General features: G+C 33.5%; 19 protein-coding genes. 7 read left to right on the top strand and 12 right to left on the bottom strand.

The genetic code is table 11. The features are described 5' to 3' along the window. Position 1 precedes the first annotated feature (1 nt). Together pheT and SACI_RS07200 are read left to right on the top strand one after the other, a co-directional pair. Complete coding sequence (pheT, locus tag SACI_RS07205) at positions 2 to 1,630, top strand: phenylalanine--tRNA ligase subunit beta (protein ID WP_011278332.1); 1,629 nt, start codon at positions 2 to 4, stop codon at positions 1,628 to 1,630. A 6-nt stretch (positions 1,631 to 1,636) separates the two neighbouring features. Further along, on the top strand, positions 1,637 to 2,413 hold the full coding sequence (locus SACI_RS07200; protein WP_306308645.1) for an alpha/beta fold hydrolase: 777 nt from the start codon (positions 1,637 to 1,639) through the stop codon (positions 2,411 to 2,413). On the opposite strand, the gene SACI_RS07195 is transcribed toward SACI_RS07200, so the two are convergent. Further along, entirely contained in the window at positions 2,384 to 3,178 is a 795-nt protein-coding gene (locus SACI_RS07195; RefSeq protein ID WP_011278331.1) for a nicotinamide mononucleotide deamidase-related protein, read from the bottom strand. The two genes, SACI_RS07200 and SACI_RS07195, sit on opposite strands and share 30 nt — an antisense overlap. Positions 3,179 to 3,224: 46 nt before the next feature. Between SACI_RS07195 and SACI_RS07190 the strand changes: the two genes are divergently transcribed. Further along, a complete protein-coding gene (locus SACI_RS07190) occupies positions 3,225 to 4,424 on the top strand; it encodes a PLP-dependent aminotransferase family protein (protein ID WP_011278330.1) in 1,200 nt (399 codons plus the stop codon). Here SACI_RS07190 and SACI_RS07185 read toward each other — a convergent pair. Then, the gene (locus SACI_RS07185; protein ID WP_011278329.1) at positions 4,408 to 5,289 is read right to left on the bottom strand and encodes an alcohol dehydrogenase; all 882 of its coding nucleotides are present in this window, start codon (positions 5,287 to 5,289) and stop codon (positions 4,408 to 4,410) included. The two genes, SACI_RS07190 and SACI_RS07185, sit on opposite strands and share 17 nt — an antisense overlap. 54 nt (positions 5,290 to 5,343) lie before the next feature. Between SACI_RS07185 and SACI_RS07180 the strand changes: the two genes are divergently transcribed. Further along, positions 5,344 to 5,670 (top strand): helix-turn-helix domain-containing protein, encoded by a 327-nt coding sequence (locus tag SACI_RS07180; protein WP_011278328.1) that lies wholly within the window; start codon positions 5,344 to 5,346, stop codon positions 5,668 to 5,670. On the opposite strand, the gene SACI_RS07175 is transcribed toward SACI_RS07180, so the two are convergent. Beyond that, on the bottom strand, positions 5,657 to 6,049 hold the full coding sequence (locus tag SACI_RS07175) for a hypothetical protein (protein WP_011278327.1): 393 nt from the start codon (positions 6,047 to 6,049) through the stop codon (positions 5,657 to 5,659). The two genes, SACI_RS07180 and SACI_RS07175, sit on opposite strands and share 14 nt — an antisense overlap. A gap of 54 nt (positions 6,050 to 6,103) precedes the next feature. Between SACI_RS07175 and SACI_RS07170 the strand changes: the two genes are divergently transcribed. From SACI_RS07170 to SACI_RS11675, 3 genes are read left to right on the top strand one after another with little or no spacing between them, the layout of a single operon-like run. Next, positions 6,104 to 6,790: a DUF2192 domain-containing protein gene (locus tag SACI_RS07170; protein WP_011278326.1), complete on the top strand. Its 687-nt coding sequence runs from the start codon at positions 6,104 to 6,106 to the stop codon at positions 6,788 to 6,790. A gap of 39 nt (positions 6,791 to 6,829) precedes the next feature. Then, the gene (locus tag SACI_RS07165) at positions 6,830 to 7,732 is read left to right on the top strand and encodes a CBS domain-containing protein (protein ID WP_011278325.1); all 903 of its coding nucleotides are present in this window, start codon (positions 6,830 to 6,832) and stop codon (positions 7,730 to 7,732) included. After that, on the top strand, positions 7,729 to 8,061 hold the full coding sequence (locus SACI_RS11675; protein WP_015385624.1) for a hypothetical protein: 333 nt from the start codon (positions 7,729 to 7,731) through the stop codon (positions 8,059 to 8,061). Before SACI_RS07165 ends, SACI_RS11675 begins: the two co-directional genes overlap by 4 nt. Here the strand turns inward: SACI_RS11675 and SACI_RS07160 are convergent. From SACI_RS07160 to upsX, 9 genes are all read right to left on the bottom strand, one after another. Continuing rightward, positions 7,972 to 10,602: an ATP-dependent helicase gene (locus SACI_RS07160; RefSeq protein ID WP_011278323.1), complete on the bottom strand. Its 2,631-nt coding sequence runs from the start codon at positions 10,600 to 10,602 to the stop codon at positions 7,972 to 7,974. The genes SACI_RS11675 and SACI_RS07160 overlap by 90 nt on opposite strands. Before the next feature lie 40 nt (positions 10,603 to 10,642). Continuing rightward, the gene (locus SACI_RS07155) at positions 10,643 to 12,037 is read right to left on the bottom strand and encodes a glycosyltransferase (RefSeq protein ID WP_011278322.1); all 1,395 of its coding nucleotides are present in this window, start codon (positions 12,035 to 12,037) and stop codon (positions 10,643 to 10,645) included. Next, positions 12,028 to 12,627 (bottom strand): ParB N-terminal domain-containing protein, encoded by a 600-nt coding sequence (locus SACI_RS07150; protein WP_011278321.1) that lies wholly within the window; start codon positions 12,625 to 12,627, stop codon positions 12,028 to 12,030. The genes SACI_RS07155 and SACI_RS07150 overlap by 10 nt, the downstream gene beginning before the upstream one ends. Before the next feature lie 75 nt (positions 12,628 to 12,702). Continuing rightward, complete coding sequence (locus SACI_RS07145; RefSeq protein WP_015385623.1) at positions 12,703 to 13,380, bottom strand: endonuclease III domain-containing protein; 678 nt, start codon at positions 13,378 to 13,380, stop codon at positions 12,703 to 12,705. A 52-nt stretch (positions 13,381 to 13,432) separates the two neighbouring features. Continuing rightward, a complete protein-coding gene (upsB, locus tag SACI_RS11670) occupies positions 13,433 to 13,822 on the bottom strand; it encodes a pilin subunit UpsB (RefSeq protein ID WP_015385622.1) in 390 nt (129 codons plus the stop codon). Positions 13,823 to 13,827: 5 nt separating this feature from the next. Then, on the bottom strand, positions 13,828 to 14,259 hold the full coding sequence (gene upsA, locus SACI_RS07140; RefSeq protein ID WP_011278319.1) for a pilin subunit UpsA: 432 nt from the start codon (positions 14,257 to 14,259) through the stop codon (positions 13,828 to 13,830). Between the two features lie 24 nt (positions 14,260 to 14,283). Then, positions 14,284 to 15,759, bottom strand: a complete 1,476-nt coding sequence (gene upsF / locus SACI_RS07135) for a membrane pilin protein UpsF (protein WP_230949645.1) — start codon at positions 15,757 to 15,759, stop codon at positions 14,284 to 14,286. Further along, positions 15,731 to 17,140: a type II/IV secretion system ATPase subunit gene (locus SACI_RS07130; RefSeq protein WP_011278317.1), complete on the bottom strand. Its 1,410-nt coding sequence runs from the start codon at positions 17,138 to 17,140 to the stop codon at positions 15,731 to 15,733. Before SACI_RS07130 ends, upsF begins: the two co-directional genes overlap by 29 nt. A 43-nt stretch (positions 17,141 to 17,183) precedes the next feature. After that, on the bottom strand, positions 17,184 to 19,211 hold the full coding sequence (gene upsX / locus SACI_RS07125) for a protein UpsX (RefSeq protein ID WP_011278316.1): 2,028 nt from the start codon (positions 19,209 to 19,211) through the stop codon (positions 17,184 to 17,186). Positions 19,212 to 19,216 lie beyond the last annotated feature (5 nt).

The raw sequence follows: 19,216 nt of genomic DNA, 5'->3' as shown, positions 1-19,216 counted from the left end.
TATGCCAACCATAGTCTCTTATAAATGGACCTTAATAAATAACTTAAAAATAAGCGATAACCAGCTAGAAGAACTACTGTTTAAACTTAAGTCTGAAGTTAAACCGATAGATGCTGACCACGTGGAAATAGAAGTAAACAATGATAGACCTGATTTATTTTTCCCTTACGGTATTATAAGAGCGGCAAAGGGCATCTTAGGTAAAGAATTAGGAGAGCCTAAATACGACATAAAACAAAGTGTATATTCTTTCGAGGTAAAGGAGGTAAAAAGTAGACCTTATGCGGTAGCTGGAATAGTGAAGGACATAAAGTTGGATGACGAGAGCTTACGAGAGCTTATTCAGTTTCAGGAAAAGTTACATATTACAGTAGGTAGGAAGAGAAAAAAGGTTGCAATAGGAATACATGATCTAGATAAAATTACGTCAACTAAGATATATTATAAACCACTACCACTTGACTATAAATTCATACCCCTAAATCAGTCTAAACTTATGACAATAAAAGAAGTGATAGAACAAACTCCCCAAGGCAGAGAGTATGGGAACATCTCGATTTATGACGGATTAAGTCCAGCAATAGTGGAAGAAAATGGTGATGTGCTAAGTATACCACCAATAATAAATAGTGATAAGACCCGTATAGATGAAAAAACTAGAAATATATTCATAGATGTTACTGGAACGTCATTTGAGGCGGTATCTTCAACTCTTGATATACTGGTAACAGATCTCGCTGAAATGGGTGGTAAAATAGAACTGCTGAATTTTATTTCACCATCCAAGTTTGAGTTTTCGCCCTTACTAAGAAGGTACACAGTAAGTGTATCAGCAAACTATATTTCCAAAAATCTAGGAATAAATTTGAGTCTAAATGAAATAGAAAAGTATCTCAGAATGGCTAGATTTGATACTAAAGTCTTAAATGACGTTGTAGAGGTCACAGTTCCACCTTATAGAGTAGATATTCTCTCCCAGATAGATTTAGTAGAAGAAATAGCAATGACCATAGGTTATGATAAATTATCACCAAAAGATTATACCATAAAAGCTACAGGTAAATTATCGGCAGAAACTGAGCTAATAAGAACACTTAGGGATTTAAGTATAGGAGCAGGATTCAGTGAAATATTTACATTTATTTTGTCCAATGATAAGAGGCTAAGAAACGAATATGTAAGTATAGTTAATCCAGTAACAGTAGAGTACAATGCTGTGAGAAATTCATTGATACCCACTTTACTTAACTTTCTAAAATATAACCAGCATGCAATAATGCCTGTTTACGTTTTTGAAATAGGGGATGTCGTGATAAAGGATAAGCGAACCGACACTGGTTATAAGAACTCTCTCAGAGCAGTATATGGAATAATGAATAGTAAAGTAAACTATGAGGACTTGCAGTCGCGAGTACATCAAATATTAATGAGCCTTGACATAGAACCAACCTACAAGACGTACTTAGACGATATGTTTATACCTGGAAGAGGGGCAAAGATCATTGATACAAGTAAAAGTGTTGAAATAGGAGTGATTGGCGAGATAAATCCGGTCCTGTTAGAGGAACTTGAAATAGAATTTCCAGTTGTAATAAGTGAGATTTACCTTGATAGCTTAGTAAAACGGTGATATAATATTTTAAGGACTTTAAGTAATGGGATACGATTATACTATGAAATAAAGAATCCTGAAAACGTAGGCTCAACAATAGTTTTAATACATCATTTAGCCGGTTCTGTAAACAGTTGGAAATACGTAAGTCCAGCCTTAAAGAGTAGAACTGTAGTCTATGACTTACGTGGACATGGAAGATCGTCGTCTCCTGTATCAACGTACTATATAGAAGATCATGCTAACGATCTAAGAGAGTTATTGGAGGAAGAAAACATAAAAGATCCTATTCTAGTTGGACATTCATTAGGAAGTCTAATCGCACTGGAGTACTCCACAAAAAATAATATAGATAAGTTAGTACTCATAGGAGCTCTTTATAAAGCACCAAAACCAGATCTATACGAAAAATACGTTAGAATTGCATTGAATTTTGGGATGAGAGGGCTAGCTGAATATAGAAGATCAATCAATCAATTTCCTAGAACTATTGAAAGGGATGAAAGGATATGGCGAGATATACTAGGTGTTTATATGGAAAACAATCCGATAGGTTATAAGTATTCAGTGGAAGGATTGTTAAAAGCGCGAGACTATTCCAGGGACCTAGATAGAATAGACGTACCTACCTTAATAATTTATGGAAGCGAAGACGAATATGTGCAAAATGCTACAATATTCAGTAAAGGACTAAAAAAATCAAAATTGAGTATTATTGAAGGATTTGGACATTTTATAAACTTTGAAGCCCCTGAACTTTTAAACAATGAACTACATAATTTCCTGTACTCTACCACCTAGCCTAGTTCCTATTTGTTTTAATTCATTAATACATTCATTCACTATTCTTGTGATTTCCTCTTTATCAGTACTACTACCTGCTACTTGGACTTCCAACTCGGGCTTATCCATCTCTTTACTCCTTGGATGAGTCTTTATGTATAAATTATATTTTTTAACAAGTTCTTTTACATAAGGCGCAATGGTAGATTCCATTACTCCTAGCAATAAAAATGAGTTTTCGTAATAAGAAATATTAGGTCTGTTTTTAAGATGATATTTAATGAAATTTTCTAGTACATTTTCCATCTCTCTCGGAACTCCCGGTGTGGCTAATATTTCTATATCTTTATGAAGAATATATATACCTGGGGCTATTCCTTCATCGTTCCTTACCGGAGCAGCACCAGCAGGCATTTTAGCCATCTTGACTCTTTCTTCGGTTAAAGGAAGTCCACGTTTCTTGTACTTTTCCACTATCATTTCGTATGCATCTTTATTTATTTCAAAACTAACTCCTAATGCCAATGCAAGTCCTTCACTAGTTTTATCATCATAAGTAGGTCCTAATCCACCTGTGGAAATTATGAGTTTAGGTTTCCTGTTTATAGCTTCTTTAAATACTAGTGATATTTCTTCTATGTCATCCATCACCGTGGTAATTCTTCTCACTACATACCCTAGCGAGAGAATTCTCCTTGCAATATGGGAAGCATTCGTGTTTATTGTCTTTCCACTCAAAATCTCATTTCCTATCGTAATAATCTCTGCATACCAGTTTTCCATAGAAACAATTAAAAACGATTGGATTTATATTTAGTCGTGACAAACAATGTTTGAACGTTTTCTATCGAAGGACGCAGCTTTGTTAAAAGGTTCTGAAATAAGAGATATTCTAAAAATTACAGAAGGGAAAAATGTAATTAGTTTAGCAGGAGGACTGCCTGCTCCAGATACTTTTCCTGTTGAGGAGATAAAGAAAATAACCCAGGATATACTTGATAACGATCCTGAAAAAGGTTTACAATACACTGCCACAGCAGGAATTAGTGAATTTAGAAGAGAGCTAGTTAATCTTTCAAATAAGCGTGGAATTACAGGAATCAATGACAGAAACGTATTCGCTACAGTTGGTAGTCAAGAAGCATTATTCATGATATTTAATCTTCTAGTAGACCCAGGAGATGTAGTAATTGTAGAAATGCCGAGCTACCTTGCGGCTTTAAATATACTTAGATCAAGGAAACCAATTTTCATCGGTGTAAATGTAAAAGAGAATGGACTAGACCTAGATGAATTAGAGACAAAGATAAAGAAAAGTATAAGTGAAGGAAAGAAACCCAAGCTTTTGTATGTTATACCTACAGCTCAAAACCCCGCAGGAACAACTATGAATCTAAGCGATAGGAAAAGACTACTTGAAATTGCTGAAAACTATGATATCCTAGTAGTGGAGGATGATGCGTATGGATTCCTTGTATTTGATGGAGATAATCCACCACCTCTTAAAGCGTTAGATAAGTCAGGAAGAGTAATATACACATCCACATTTAGTAAAATATTAGCACCTGGATTCCGATTGGGTTGGATAGTAGCAAATGAGGAATTCATAAAAAATGTAGAAATGTACAAGCAGAACGTCGACCTTCATACACCTAGTTTTACTCAAATGATAGCAATGGAGGCGATAAAAAGAGGTGTAATAGAGAGGCAGATACCTAAAATTAGGCAGATATATAGACATAAGAGAGATGTAATGCTTGATGCTATCAATAAATATTTCCCAAAGGATGCAAGATGGAGTAAACCTGTTGGTGGAATGTTTGTTTTTGCGTGGTTAGACAAAAAGATTGATACTACTAAAATGTTAGAGGAAGCTGTAAAAAGAGGAGTTGCCTACGTCCCCGGTGCGAGTTTCTACTACGATTACAGTGGAAGAAATACCATGAGATTGAACTTCAGTTACCCAACAGAATCAGATTTAGAAAAAGCTATACAAATCCTGTCCTCCGTTATCAAATCTTTTTCTTAAATTCTTTTTCCATATCCACAATAACCCCAGGTCTTGGTGTTGGCAAAGAGGAGATTATATCATCGGAAAGTATTACAAGTTGATTAAACACCTTTTCTGAAACCTCCTCATCAATATAATTAAGTACTCCATCCATCTTAGCTGGTTTAACGAATTTTATCTCTAGGTTAGCTGGTATTGCAGTTGGCCATGAATTTAGTAACCTGGGTATAGCCACTATCTTATTCTCGTCATTCAATAACCCTAGTTCAACCCTTATCCAGGCTCTCATGGTAGTTATAAATAATGCTTCCCAGTGGTAATTTTCTCCCTTTTTAATTTCTTCCACTCCGTATAACCTGATATTCGTATACCCATCTTCATTATATACGGCGACCCTGTTAGCATAACCAACTAATGCAAGAGCAGATATATATGAAGAAATTCCACCACCTGCAATTAACACATTATATCCCTTGAAGATTTTCCTAAGCTGTAGTCCTATGGAAACATAAGGATATATCACATATTTTACACTATAATCCTCGGGAATGGTAACTATGGAATCCAATGGTATCACTGCCTTTTCAGCTAATATACCATCTATTTCTGTCCCTATACCGCCATACCTATTAGAATATGGAAGAACAACCGCTGTTTTTCCCTCTAAACTCTTGTCCACATCAATCCCTACGTTATTTATTTTTACTATACCAGAGCTTCCCAAGATTCTATTTGGTTCTACCCATAAGAATCCTGAATATATTGCGTTTTCAAGACCAGAAATCAATGCTTTAATAGGTGTTACCATCAAATAATCCTTATTTATAGGCTTTTCAACCACGTCTTTCCGCGTAATACCCAAATCGAATACTATTGCTTTCATTAGGTTGTCATAGCCTACTTATCTTATTAAATTTTAGGCATAATTTACTACGGTTTGAGGATAATTCATAATCTAAGTAAAGATGCCAGAGCAAAGATAATTGAGATATTGCTGGAGAATAGGTCGAAGAAGGAGTTAGCTGAAGAACTAGAGATATCGCCAGCAGCTGTTACAAAGTTTGTTAATGGTATAACACATCCAAGTGATGATACGATCGAAAAGGCTATAGAAATTGCAGATGATGAAGAAAAGAGGGAAATTCTAAACATAATAATAGACGATATAATGATTAGTGTTGAGGAGTTGGTTAATGAGTACAAACTTGTTGATAAAAAGGTCGAGAAAATTAAAAAAATTCTTAATACAATTACCTACCCTTAGGATCATATAATGGACACGTTATACATATCTCAGAGAATTTTCCTACTAAGACTTTTTTAGAACCATTTTCCCCCTCAGAAACATATTCTTGAGGAATTCCTAATTTCTCAGGATCAGATATATTCCATGCATTACATTTCTCGTTTACCGAGTGTTTACATGTCTTGGCTTTCCATATACCCTGGGATCTGGCTATAGAGAGCCAGCTTATAAGACTTTTGATATTATTTATTTCTGTCTTTAATTCCTCGTTCTGTGCCCTACTATCTGTAACTAAATTATTAACTTTGTCACTTAATTTCTTTACCTCTTCCTCTAATTCTGATGCAGAGACAAGTACTATTGTAGGTTTTAAACCATCTTCTGTTACGGCGCTCATACTTATATGATTATATTTAATACCTTTTTAAGGTGAATTGCTAATTTCAGAATTGTGGTAAAAGAGATATATAGGGAAAGGGTACGAGTCCTAACTGAGTTATGGGGAAGTCTAGTAGAGAAATATACACATCTAACAAGAGAGGTATTAGTCGACTTATTGAAAGAAAGCTATGAGACAAATGACATAAAGCCGATAAGAGGATTTAAGGCAGAAGATCTATACGAGAAAGAGCTCATAAGTTTATATGTAGTTGGAAAAGAAGGCTTAGGACTATTTAATGATTACAAAGAAGTTTTTGAGAAACTACTTATGCCTGAAATAGTTATAGACAGAGCATCGGAAATTTTAATAGAAAATAAACCAATAGAGGCGTTTGAACTACTTCAAAAAGATAAAGGGAGTCTTGCGAAAGTATTGAGATTAATTTTTATACAGGGCATTTTTTCATTTAAGCCAGAAGAGAATTTATACATTGCAATGAGAAACTTAGATTTTACTAACATAGACGAAATGAAACATACTGCTGTAAGTTTCGCCAGATTTTATACTGCATTTAAGGTAGCTGAAGGTATTGCAGAGAAGACCATTAAAGACAAGATGAACGCTGAAGCCTTCAAGAGAGCTTTAGCGATAAGTATAGGGATTAAGTATCCACTACCTAAACCAGAGTATATAAGTTTAATTGGTAAGGAAGTATTCAATATAGATCAGAAATTGCTTAAAAAGGTATTAGGTTGATCAAATAATTTTTAAACGTATAAGATATTATAATTATTGATGCAGAATCTATCATCAACGCAAAGAGAAATTCTTCTAGCATTAATAGATATATATAACAAGAATAAAAGAATGGTTAAAAGTAAGGAAATAGCCGATATGATTGGTAAGGACGAAGGTACAGTTAGGAACGTTATACTTAGCCTTAAAGTTTTAGGACTTATAGAATCAAAACCTGGACCCAGCGGTGGATACGTGCCCACACTTAAAGCTTATGAGGCTATAAAAAATCCTGTAATCACACCTTTACTGAGTCAATTAACATTATATAAGGACGGAATGGAGACAGATATAAGAATTAATAATATTGAAATCCTTGATATTACTAATCCGAATGGAAATAAAGTACTTCTAAAGGTTAGTGGAGACTTAAGAAAAATTAAGGTTGGAGATACTGTTAAAATAGGACCCATACCATATACCAGGCTCGTAATAGAGGGCGTCATAATACATACTGACGACGAGAGAAAAGAACTAGTTATAGATGTTACCAGAATGGTAAGTATTCCTAAAGTACAAGTGAAAAACATTATGGGCAAGAGACTTGTTGCCCTTAAGCCAGAAAATACCCTCAGAGACGCTTCACAGATACTATACAAGGAAGGAATAAGAGGAGCCCCCGTACTTGATAATGAAGGTAAGAATCTTGGAATACTTACCACTGCAGATATAATAAAGGCGTTCTTCGAGCAGAGATATGATGCTAAAGTTTCTGATTATATGAAGACTAATGTTATCAGTATAAGTGAAGATGATGACGTTCTTACTGCAATAAAAAAGATGTTAATATATAATGTAGGTAGGTTATTGGTTTTAAACAAGGATCAACGGGTTATAGGTATTGTGACAAGAACAGATATCTTAAAAACTATAGCAGGCTTAGAGGAAATTATAACATTATGAAAATGGAACGAATAGCAATAATTACAACGAATAACGAATTGATTGAAATGCATAATCTAGCCAGAAGTAAATTCATGTTTGAAATTGACCCTTCTGAATTCTACAAGGTTGCAGAAAAAGTAAAATCTATACTACATACCCATGAAGGGGAGTGTAAACCCAGTAACCTTGATGTATTAGGAATGTATTTATGGAGAGTCCCATGGATTATAAAAGGAAAAGATTGTATTGAAGGGTATTTATTTGATCCCAGCTTCGGTGTACTCGAGATCGATATCGATTCCCTTATTCCTAAGGAACTCTATGACCTTATTATGAAGCTCTTTTAGTAGCTCTCTTTTATCTTCGGCTAAAACCACATCAGTGTACTGCTTCACTAATATGTTATGAGCAAATGGACTTGGGACTTGATTAGGACCTATAGTTGCTACTTTTATATCACCGTTTCTGATTTTTTCTACGATTTCAATAGCTCTTTTTATATCCATATAATCCTCTAAAATTTCCCTGACTGTCTCTTTCAACACAGGGAAATGTTCAATTTGCCTAACTACTCCCAATAGAACCTCTGAATTTATTTGCCTTCTGTCAATACTGGTTTCTCTACCCTTATATCTCTTTAGAAGCATAAACGATCTTTCGGCACAGTGTCTAAATCTCCTTTTGATCATTTCAGTTCTCAGAATCACGTCACTCAGAATCTCATACATCTTATCCGGTTCTAATTTGTCAAAAACTTTGCTAATTTCGTATTCTTGTTTACCGGGTACGGTTATGGCAAATCCGTTATCTGTTATCGCTATTCTCACGTCCATATTAAGATCTTTACTTATTATATAAGCTATAGCTCTAGATAGAGCATCTACAGTTCTACGACCATATAAACCATGAAATATGAAATTCCTATTCTGATCATCATCGTCGTATACTTCTATTAGGAGTAATTTATCAGTGGGAACTATACCACCAGTGAATAATAGTTCTTCCTTCACATAATTATAAATTGAAAGAGCAGCAAATCGTGAAAGATTATATTCAGACATGATGCTCGAGATAACCTCGTCCTTAGGCACCTCATTCATTATTGCCTCAGCGATTTTGCCCCTAAATTTACCTATTTCAATAGCCGAATCAAAAGCAAGTGGTAACATTTCAGAAAACCAGCTGGGAACAGTAGGTCTTTGACCCTCAGATTTTTTAACAATTACTGAGTTTCCTTCACTTCTTATGAACTCATACGTCTTACCAGCTAAGACGAATATATCTCCAGGAGCGAGAATCTCCACAAACTCTTCCTCTAAATTTCCTACATACCCTCCATTTTCCATTTTTACAGGTATCATTGCTTCGTCTGGTATGGTACCACTATTTAAGAAGAAAATCATCCTAGTACCTCTTTTTGGACTGATCATACCATCCTTAATCCTAATCTTTGCATATACTTTATTAGAATCAAGTCCGTAGTTCCCTGCTAGGTATTCAGCAACATTATTGTATTCATCATAACTTAGAGATCTGAAATTATAAACGTTCTTTATGATCTCATATAACTTGTCCTTTTCTATTGGCGTTATTAAACTTGCCGCAACTATTAACTGAGTTAAAACATCTAATGGATTCTCAGGAACATGTATATTATCGATCTTCCTATCTATAGCAAGCTTGGCTAAAACTGTACACTCCACTAAATCATCCCTATCCACAACAACAACTCTTCCCTTACTAACTTCCCTAATATGATGTCCTGCCCTCCCTACTCTCTGCAACAATCTACTTACACTCTTTGGACTACTTAAAAGAGTCACTAGGTCTATATATCCAATGTCTATTCCTAGCTCTAAACTAGTAGATGAAACAACAACTTTCAATTCCCCTCTTTTCAATTTCTCCTCAACTTCTAACCTCACATCTCTACTTAAACTACTGTGATGAGCAGCCACTAGATCACTGTCAAATATGTTTTGATCTTCAAACATTTTTCTGAGCTTATAAGCTACACGTTCAGCTGCGTGCCTAGTATTAGTGAAGATAAGAGTAGTTTTGTGTTTCTTTATCTCATCTACCAAATAACTATATATTCCGATATTAACCTCTTCCTCTGTAGCATGTACTAAATCTTTTACAGGGGATACTACTTGAATATCTGTAGGCTTTACAAATCTGGCATCAATAATCTCATAATCGCCATTTCCACCAACTAAAAATTTGGCCACTTCCTCTAAAGGGGATATTGTAGCACTTAAACCGATTCTGACGAAATTATTTTTTGCTATGAATGACTTATACAGCTCTAACAAACCCGCTAAATATGCTCCTCTCTTACTATTAGCTAATTCATGTATTTCGTCCACAATAACCCATTTAACATCTGACAATTTCTCCCTAAACTTAGGGGAGACTAACGATATTCCAAATGACTCTGGTGTTGTAATAAGGATGTGCGGTGGTTTTTTGAGCATCTTTTGTTTCTCATAGGATGAGGTATCGCTAGTTCTTACTCCTATACTAATCTCTGGTAAATCTGGATATAAGTTTCTCAACTCCGTAAGTGGCTCTATTAAGTTCCTTCTCATATCGTTGTTTAATGCTCTCAAAGGAGATATGTAGATTGCGTATATCTGTTTGTTTAACTCGTTCTTGTAGCCTAAGTCTATTAGCGTGTCTAAGATTCCAAGAAATGCTGCTAGCGTTTTACCGCTACCTGTTGGACTAGAAACTAAGACGTTTTTTCCTTTCTTAATTAAAGGTATAGCTCCTTTTTGAGGAGGGGTGAATACTTTATATTTTTCTTTAAACCATCTTGCTACCTGTGGAGTAAAAAGGGATAATACGTCTTCGTCAGGAGTGTTGAGTAAGGTATTAATATCCATCCAAATGAATTATAGCATTCATTTAGCTTATAAGAACTTGTTATAATTCTTTGTAGTAAAGTAACATAGTGTATAAATAAGCACTAGAGTAGTAGAGTAACCAGATTCCGGTTACATAGTATCCCTCATATATGTATAATATTGATGAGAGTAGGTATAAGAGACCAAAAACACCTATTATAGCAATTATTCGTAAAAGCTTATTGGTTTTTTTAACAGTACCCTTAGGAGTTATTACATATGTATTCCCTGATTTTAAGAGACCTTTAAAGAAGTTAAAAACTATAAAGGGAGATATAGAAACTGTAAACGCAGTTAGTCTACCAATTCCCATAAGACTATCCTTAAGGTTAAGACCCAATTTCAAAGCTAATGAAAGTAATAGCGAGGCGTACAAGCCCAAGGATACCAGCCAAAATAATAAGGCTGGAGAATTTAATGGATCATGACCTATGCGGAAGGGTAGCATTAAAGATAATAGAGTAGAAATAAAGAATGTTACTATAACAGGAGTATATTGAAGCAAGTATATGATTAAATCCATTCTCTGGGTAAAGCTAATTTTAGATTTAATAATGTACTTCAACCTATTTCTGAGAACTTCTGCACTACCCATAGCCCATCTTGTTTGCTGTACATAAAATGAGTAAAAGTTGTCAGGAACCTCAACATATATTGGAATTCCACTAGCACAAACATTTTTACCGTTATAAATTAATCTAGTTCCTATTTCTAAGTCGTCTTGAACTAATCTGTAGTCCCATCCATTAACAACACGTAATGCTTCTCTACTAAACATTGTGCCGCTCCCAACAGGATATATCTTTAGCTTTAGTTTCTCTTTGCCTTCAAACAAAGCTTTGCTAGCAAACAGAGTTGATACTACCATCCCTTTTGCTAATGTCGAATATTGATTACTAGAATATCCGTTCCATTGAAATACTATAGCGTCGCATGTATTAGACTGCATTTTTTCATAAGCGTTAATTAATGCATTTGGTGGCAATCTGGAGTCTACGTCTATTGTAAGTATTAAGTCTCCAGTAGCTTTCTCAAAACCGTATTGGAGAGCCCCACTCTTATATCCAAGCTTTTTTTCTCTTCTATAGAAATATACGGTCAGATCCTTTGGAACCTTGACTGTATTAATTATTTTAGTAAAGTAGTCCTCATTATCGTCTGATACAATAATTATTTCCAGTTTTTTCTTATCCCAGATTAGATTACTTAAATTGTCTAATAGACCTTGTATTACAGATATTTCCTCGTTCTTAATGGGAACTATTATGGAAAGAACAGGTAAATTGGAATATTTCAAAGCTTCTTGATTAATTTGTTTTCTTGCAGAAATTTCATAAAGAATAATTTGATAAATTATAAATACAGCTGGGTAAACGAATAGAAGTAGATTCAAAAATATATCAGTTAATCCCATTGCAAAATTATTCTTTGTTTAGGTATATAAAAGTGATATATATGTCTAGTAGATTTTGGCGGAAATCTCAAGCCTTTATAGGAAAAATCTATTACTACGTTTTTGGGTACTGGTGGTATGGAAATTGTTGCTTCCTGATCAGCAGTTTTTACCACATTATAACCCATTCTCGATAAGAGTTGTTCTATTGCTTCCTCCTTCCAATACAGTGAATAAATATTATCGTCACAAAAAACAACGTCAGATTTGTAACTTACACAATATTTTCCATCAACACTAGATCTAAAAACTCTAAGGAAGTCTCTTATACTACTATCTGGGGCTATAATTCTATTCCACTCCCTTACTTCTACTTGTTCAGAGTTATAATCTATCATTATTGCTGGAATCTTAGGTAAGCCTAACGATAAACTAGCATAATATCTATGATGACCATCCAATATGACCATAGAGTTCTTATCAACTATTATTGGAGCCATTGAATTGTCTTTTCGAAGTATTTCTATATTCTCGTTAACTATACTTAAAATAACATCTTCATGAGGTCTAAGCTGTTTAGGGCTAACCCATTCTAGCTGGTAATTAGACATTAGGTTATATTTCTGATGACAATAAATAACTGTTTATTTTTAGCTCATATATACTTTATTAAACTGACAAAATAGTTAATTTTTAATATTATCCAGATAATATTTACAATAATCTCTTATGACACACTTGTCACATATGGGTTTTCTTGATTTGCAAGTTTTTCTACCATGCGCAATTAGTAAATGATGAAGATTGAGCAGATCTTCGGAGCTGAAACGGGTTTTGAAATATTCTGAGATGTCCTTATATTTAGGTGAAGATCCAAGAAATCCTAACCTTGAAATAACTCTTCTTATATGAGTATCAATAGGGAATTCTCTACATCTAAAACATGTAAGTAAAACCACATCAGCTGTCTTATCACCTATTCCCTCTATCGCAGTGAGAAAATCACGTAACTTTTGACAATCTATTTCTATGTTAAGGTCTAGATCGTTAATTACCTCAGCCACGTTTTTTATGTATCTCGCCTTAGAATTTCCTAGTCCTGCTACCCTTATCGCATCTATTATTGTATTTATATCTGCATGTTTAATCCTGTCTGGAGTTATCTCCCCCACAGTTTCATTAAGTTTACTAAATGCAATCAAAGCCGACTTGTCTGTAGAGTTTTGCGACAGTATAGTTGCTAATATAGTTGCAAAAACATTTCGAGTTTTTCCACATATGTACGATGAGATAAATTCCTTCTGATCTATTTTATATTCCTCACGCAATTTCATATACAATTGATTAGCAATATCCATTTCCATTTAGACTAGCTCTCCAGAGTTCAAAAAAATTACTAAAAAAGAATAGAATAGTTCAATTGTAATCATAGTAATAGTACACATTGTTAATTTTAAGTACAATAGTCTCGTTTTTATTGAAAGAGCAATTGCGAACTATCTGATTGAGTTTTAACAAAGCTCCTGGATTTAAAGTGTATGAATTGATACTGCATGTCTGATTTCCTACCATAACTTGGTTTATTACTACTAACTCATTTCCTGCATTGTAGATATATATGTCATGATCAAAACCTATAATAGTAACTCTTGTAGCAGTTGAATTCTGCAGGTATTCATAAGAGTTGGATAGCGAATTGGTCGATATATTATATAGGGAATTAAAATACATAAAGAGCGGAATAGACATGGAAACTACTATCATAGTAACTATGAGAGAAGAAAAAATTGAAGAGATTCCTTTCATCCTAATTACACCGTAGAAGCTAGTACATTCATGGTCTCTACTACAGGCTTATTGTTGGAGTTTCCATATACCGTAACAGTATATGTCTCTCCTGCAATCATCTTTGAAGTTAAAGGAAAAGTATTTGAATATTGCTGACCAGGAGGTAAATACACATTTATTGGGATCGATATCCCATTAGAATCTATAGTTACTTTCGTTATATTTATACCTAAGTTCCCGTTATTGACTAAGGTAAGTTGAAGATAAGAATCATTGGTAGATGGGTTTACTATTATTTTTGCTTGTACGTTAATGTTAGTGTTTTGGGTTAGATTACTGAACATACCCTGGCTATACGCATATAGAAGACCACCTAAGGCTATTGTTATGGCTAATACAATTACAGTACCCAGAACTGACGATATTGCTTTATTTCTTACGGATTTTTTAACCAACTTTCCTCAAATAAAATGAATCTTTTAAAATACGTGAGGGATAAACGAAAGTATTAATGGTATTAAAGTTCCCATTAGAATTGTTGGGAAATAGAATAGTGTAAATCGAGATAATTTAGAAAATATAAATGATGTGGTTACTGAGTAAAGCAACACTACTATTCCACTTAGAGTTGCACTATCACTAGAAATGTTACCCAAGATAGAAAATGTGATCCACAACATGACCGGAGTCAGAATAACCATTGCATCAAAGAGTCTTAATTGCTTGGTCATACTATCTTGAACTAACATAATTTCATTTAGTGTTCCTGCTAGCTCCTCTAGAACGTTATAAGAGGTACCAGATTTATTAAATATCTTAAATAGTTCTATAATATTATTAAATAATTTTGATGGTGTTTTAACTTCCCCTACCTCTCCTTCTAAAACAGATTTCTTAACTATATTTTCGACCACACCAAATTTATCCCTGATACGGATCTTTGATAATGAACCGGTTATGCTATATCCGATTTTCATATAGTCTGCAACTTCTCTTAATAAATCTGGTAAAAGCTTAACTAACTGGTTAGCAATTCTCACTTGCCTATATATTAAATACACCGAGACCAGTATACCTGACACTATTATTAGAAATCTAATACTCAGATTAACATTTAGGAGAAGAGCGACTACGAATGATAATATAACTGGTATGAACTGTTTCCAGTTCATATTAATATCATAGTCTGAATTAGGCTGCATAATTGAAATTAGAAATACTATGAGTGGTGCAAATGACAATGGAAGTAGGAGCTCAAATAAACTAACTTTGAAGGTAAACTGGAAGCCTATAAGGACAATAGGTAATAAGAGAAATATTGAAAATATAACCTCTGATAATTCAGTGGCTTTATTCACGTAATTCCTATAATCTTCTTTATAAAGAGATAAAATCTCCTTCATTGCTTCTCTTAATCTATCCTTAAGCGAAACGCCCATATCCATCGATACCATATAAGCAGAATATATCTTACCCATTAAATCTCCGCGATGCAAACTTTCTCTTCTTTGAATTGACTTATACGAAGAATAGTTTAATATATTGATAGTTTTCTTTAACATTTGAGATTCGATAGATGGTGTCTTAAGGTGTTTTAATTTAGATAGATCTTCCATTGTAGTAATAAGACTCTTATCAATAAGCGAGTTGACATAACATACCAAACTTATAAGTGGAGATTCTAAGTTAGTAACCTTCCTATACTCCTCCTTTTTTGACCACGAGTAGATTACAGGAAAGAAATACACAATTATACCGTAACCTATTAGACTGAATAACAAAAATCTAGAGATTGTAAAAGACATAAGCAATATTAAAGCAACACCTATTGGTGAAAACATAAGAAGTTGAATGTACTTTTTACGTATATCATTAAAATCGTCTCCTGTATATTCTATATAAGACTTGATTTTATCTTGGAATATATCACATGCTAATATTTTCAACCTGATCACCAAAATAGAATTGATATAAACTACCCTGTATTGATTCACTGTCTCGAATTCCGTTCTCCTTTAACCTTTTGATAAAATCAAGCCTTCTAGTTAGTTCAGACTCCACATCTACATTATATATTTCTTTGATTCTCTTTAATCTATAAGATCTCTTTATAATTTCACTGACATTTTGAGGAATAAAGTTATTGTTCTGATAAGACCATTCAAATATTTTTTTGAATGTAATTTTCTTAGAACCTTTATTTATTATCTCATAGATATCTAGAACTGATCTCACTGTTTTATTACCCTCCTTCCTATTTCCAACTATAATGAAGTTCCATATAGTTTGCAGGAATAACTTAGCTAAATCTCCTGATAATAAATCAGTGATTCTTGTAACGGCATCTATAGGTCTAGAACCGTGAAATGTGGTGATGGAACCGTGACCTGACGCTGCTGCATGTACAAGAGCCTCTATTTCTTTTCCTCTTACCTCACCTATTATCATGTAATCAGGTCTATATCGTAATGCAAGCTTTGCAAGATCACTTATAGATATTTCAAACTCAGAAAGTAGTGTTGATCTTGCTATAAATCTAACCCAATTTTTGTTAAGAAGACTAATCTCTGAAGTATCTTCTATTGTCAAAATCTTATAATGTGGATTTACCAAATTAAGTAAAGCGTTTAATAATGTAGTTTTTCCAGATCCCGTTGGACCCAATATTATAATAAAAGGCCTATACTCTAATAGTAACCATAAGTATGCAGTTATCAGCTCGTTTAACATAGAGGAATTGATAACTTCCAGAATGTTCAGAGGTTTTAATGGAAATTTACGGATATCAAAAGTTGATCCCGGTAAAGAGATTTCTTTAGATATAGTCGCTGCTACCCTATGACCCTCGGGCAATGAAAACTCTACATATGGTCTAGCAATATTAACACTCTTGTTGGCTTTACTAGCTAACTTTTCTATTATTCTTACCACAGTTTCTTCATCATTAAGCTTGATATTTGTGTAAAATCTTATACACTCAGGGAACTTCCTGTGTACAACCGTAATAGGATTTCCATACCCTAAACATTCTATTTCCTCTATGTCTGGATCTAACAATAACGGAGTAATCTCGTTATATAGAATTTGTTTTTTTATACTATATAGAATTTTCTCCACATTCTCGTCATTAACTCCTAATTCCTTAAGTCTCAGGAGAACTTTATCCTCAAAATCAGTGGATTTTGAATAATATATTTCAGACAACACTTTTTCCTTTAACGACTCTTCAAAGTCTGAAAAAGACGGTTCCTCTATTTCATAATTACAGATTCCCTTACTTCTTGTTAATCTAACCTTCACTGGACCTACAAAATACTCTGCTAATACCTGATCCATGCCATAAGAAGGAAATATTAAAAGACAGACAGAAAAATGAAAGTTATTCAAGGAATAATTGCTGTGCTAAGTACTTTGCATTTACTACTGCCTTCAGCATACAATTTCTAAAGAAGTCAACCAACATATAACTTGTTTCAAACCTTATTCCTTCTTTATAAGATCTTATTATAATAGTGTTGTAAGCTGGGTCTATGCTAAATTTAATTTTGTTATTTTTAGTGGTTACATAATTAGTTCCATATATAACTGTGACGACTGAATCTTCATCCTTTACAAGATCAAAAATTACGTCACTTTCTTTCAAAGTTACTTTCAAATCTCTCAAAGGATTAGAAACACCATATATGAAATAAGTTCTACTATAATTAGGCCTTTCAACCTTAACCTGGTTTAGACCATCTTTGACTTCAATAATTTTGTCTTCAATTTGTAACTTATCACCAACCTTAGCGTAATAAATATTCTCGTAAATGTTTGGCTCTTCACTAAACTCTTCCCAGCTAAATAGGTCATCATTATACACTTTATAAGTCCTCTTAGACATATCTTGAATCACTGCATATGAAGTTTTCTTAGAGTTTTTACTCATCATTTTAAGGTTAGTTTTAACTATAAATTCTTTTTTAAGTTCTACTCTATTATCCCTTAATACACTTATTTTCACCACTTCTTCATCTAAACTTAATTTAAAAAAAGGTATAGATAAGTCTAACTCTCCTACTGATCTATCTAGATCGACTTTAGTTTTTTTATTACCAACGTCAATTAATATTGACTTCCTTAGTAAGGACGGAATTTTGAATCTCATCTTAAGTTTTAAAATAGCGTTAGAAGAAGGATCTGTTTTCAGATGACCGTTCTTTGCCATAATTATATGTCCACTTTCAACTTCTATATCTGGTAAATCACTAAAAACTTTTAGTGGAAACTGATATTCAAATATCTCCTCTTTAAATGTTATACTTCCTTCAGTTTCATTTGAAAGCTTGAAAGGTTCCAATTTAAGAACAAACCCGTCTCCATCAGCCACTTTTTCTACATCGATCAAGTTTTTACTCAGACTAAAATCACTCGCTATTTTTTTATCTATCCTTATAATATAAGGTAATTCCGCAGAATTTTTATCATTAATTATCTTTAGAAAATCAGTATCTTTAGAGAAACTCAGTTTAAATACTGTACCACTCTTAGATATTAATATAATCTTACCATCCTTGAACTTTAATGCTCTGACATTAAAGAGTTTAGAAGATTTATCACTATCTAACTCGTATACATTCACTACATTTCCGTCATTTATACTTATATGGTTATAATCAGCATCAATTACAGGTAAGTAAGAAAAGGATCCTATGTAAGACCAGCCACCTCTGTAAAAGCTCTTGAGTTTGTTACCACATGAAATTATGATTCCATTTCTAGTTTCTCCTATGAACTCCATGTCCTCTGTACATATTCCCATCAAATCGTAGGCAGAAGAATCAAGTAAGATCCTACCATTTGGGCTTAAAAATACTCTACCCACACTTGTGAGCGCTATTAGATATTTTTCTCCCTTATATCTCTCCCTTCTACCATCTCTATATATTATCAAAGTTTCATTATCATATATTAAATCTACATGATCCCTAAATATTTTATAAAATTTAGGGTGTTCTACGTCTACGAATTGTCCATATGGTAAAATTACTCTCGCTCTTTTACCATTAAGCAACATAATAAAACCGTACTTACTTTTGTATTCGTCAAATTTCTCGTTTCCAAAAGTGAAACCAAGGAATGACTTGTAAATAGGAATCAAACCATCTTCAGCATAAACATATCTTACTACCTTATCCTCTATACTATTTTTTAGTATTTTTTTATTTCCGTTTTCATCAATCTCAGTTACCTTATAGCCATCATATACTACCCATTTTCCATTTAGACGTATATCTGGATAAATTTCGATCTGGGGAGATAATATCGCATCACTATTTACTAATAACTTATCATTGATCTTAGTAATCCATACAATACAAGAATCAGGGAATATTAAATCCTCTTTGCTTTCTATGCTGACTATCATTTATT

The organism is Sulfolobus acidocaldarius DSM 639, from assembly GCF_000012285.1.
GTDB lineage: Archaea > Thermoproteota > Thermoprotei_A > Sulfolobales > Sulfolobaceae > Sulfolobus > Sulfolobus acidocaldarius.
Note: the sequence above shows the minus strand (reverse complement) of the source record. Positions and strands in the feature narration are given on the sequence as shown.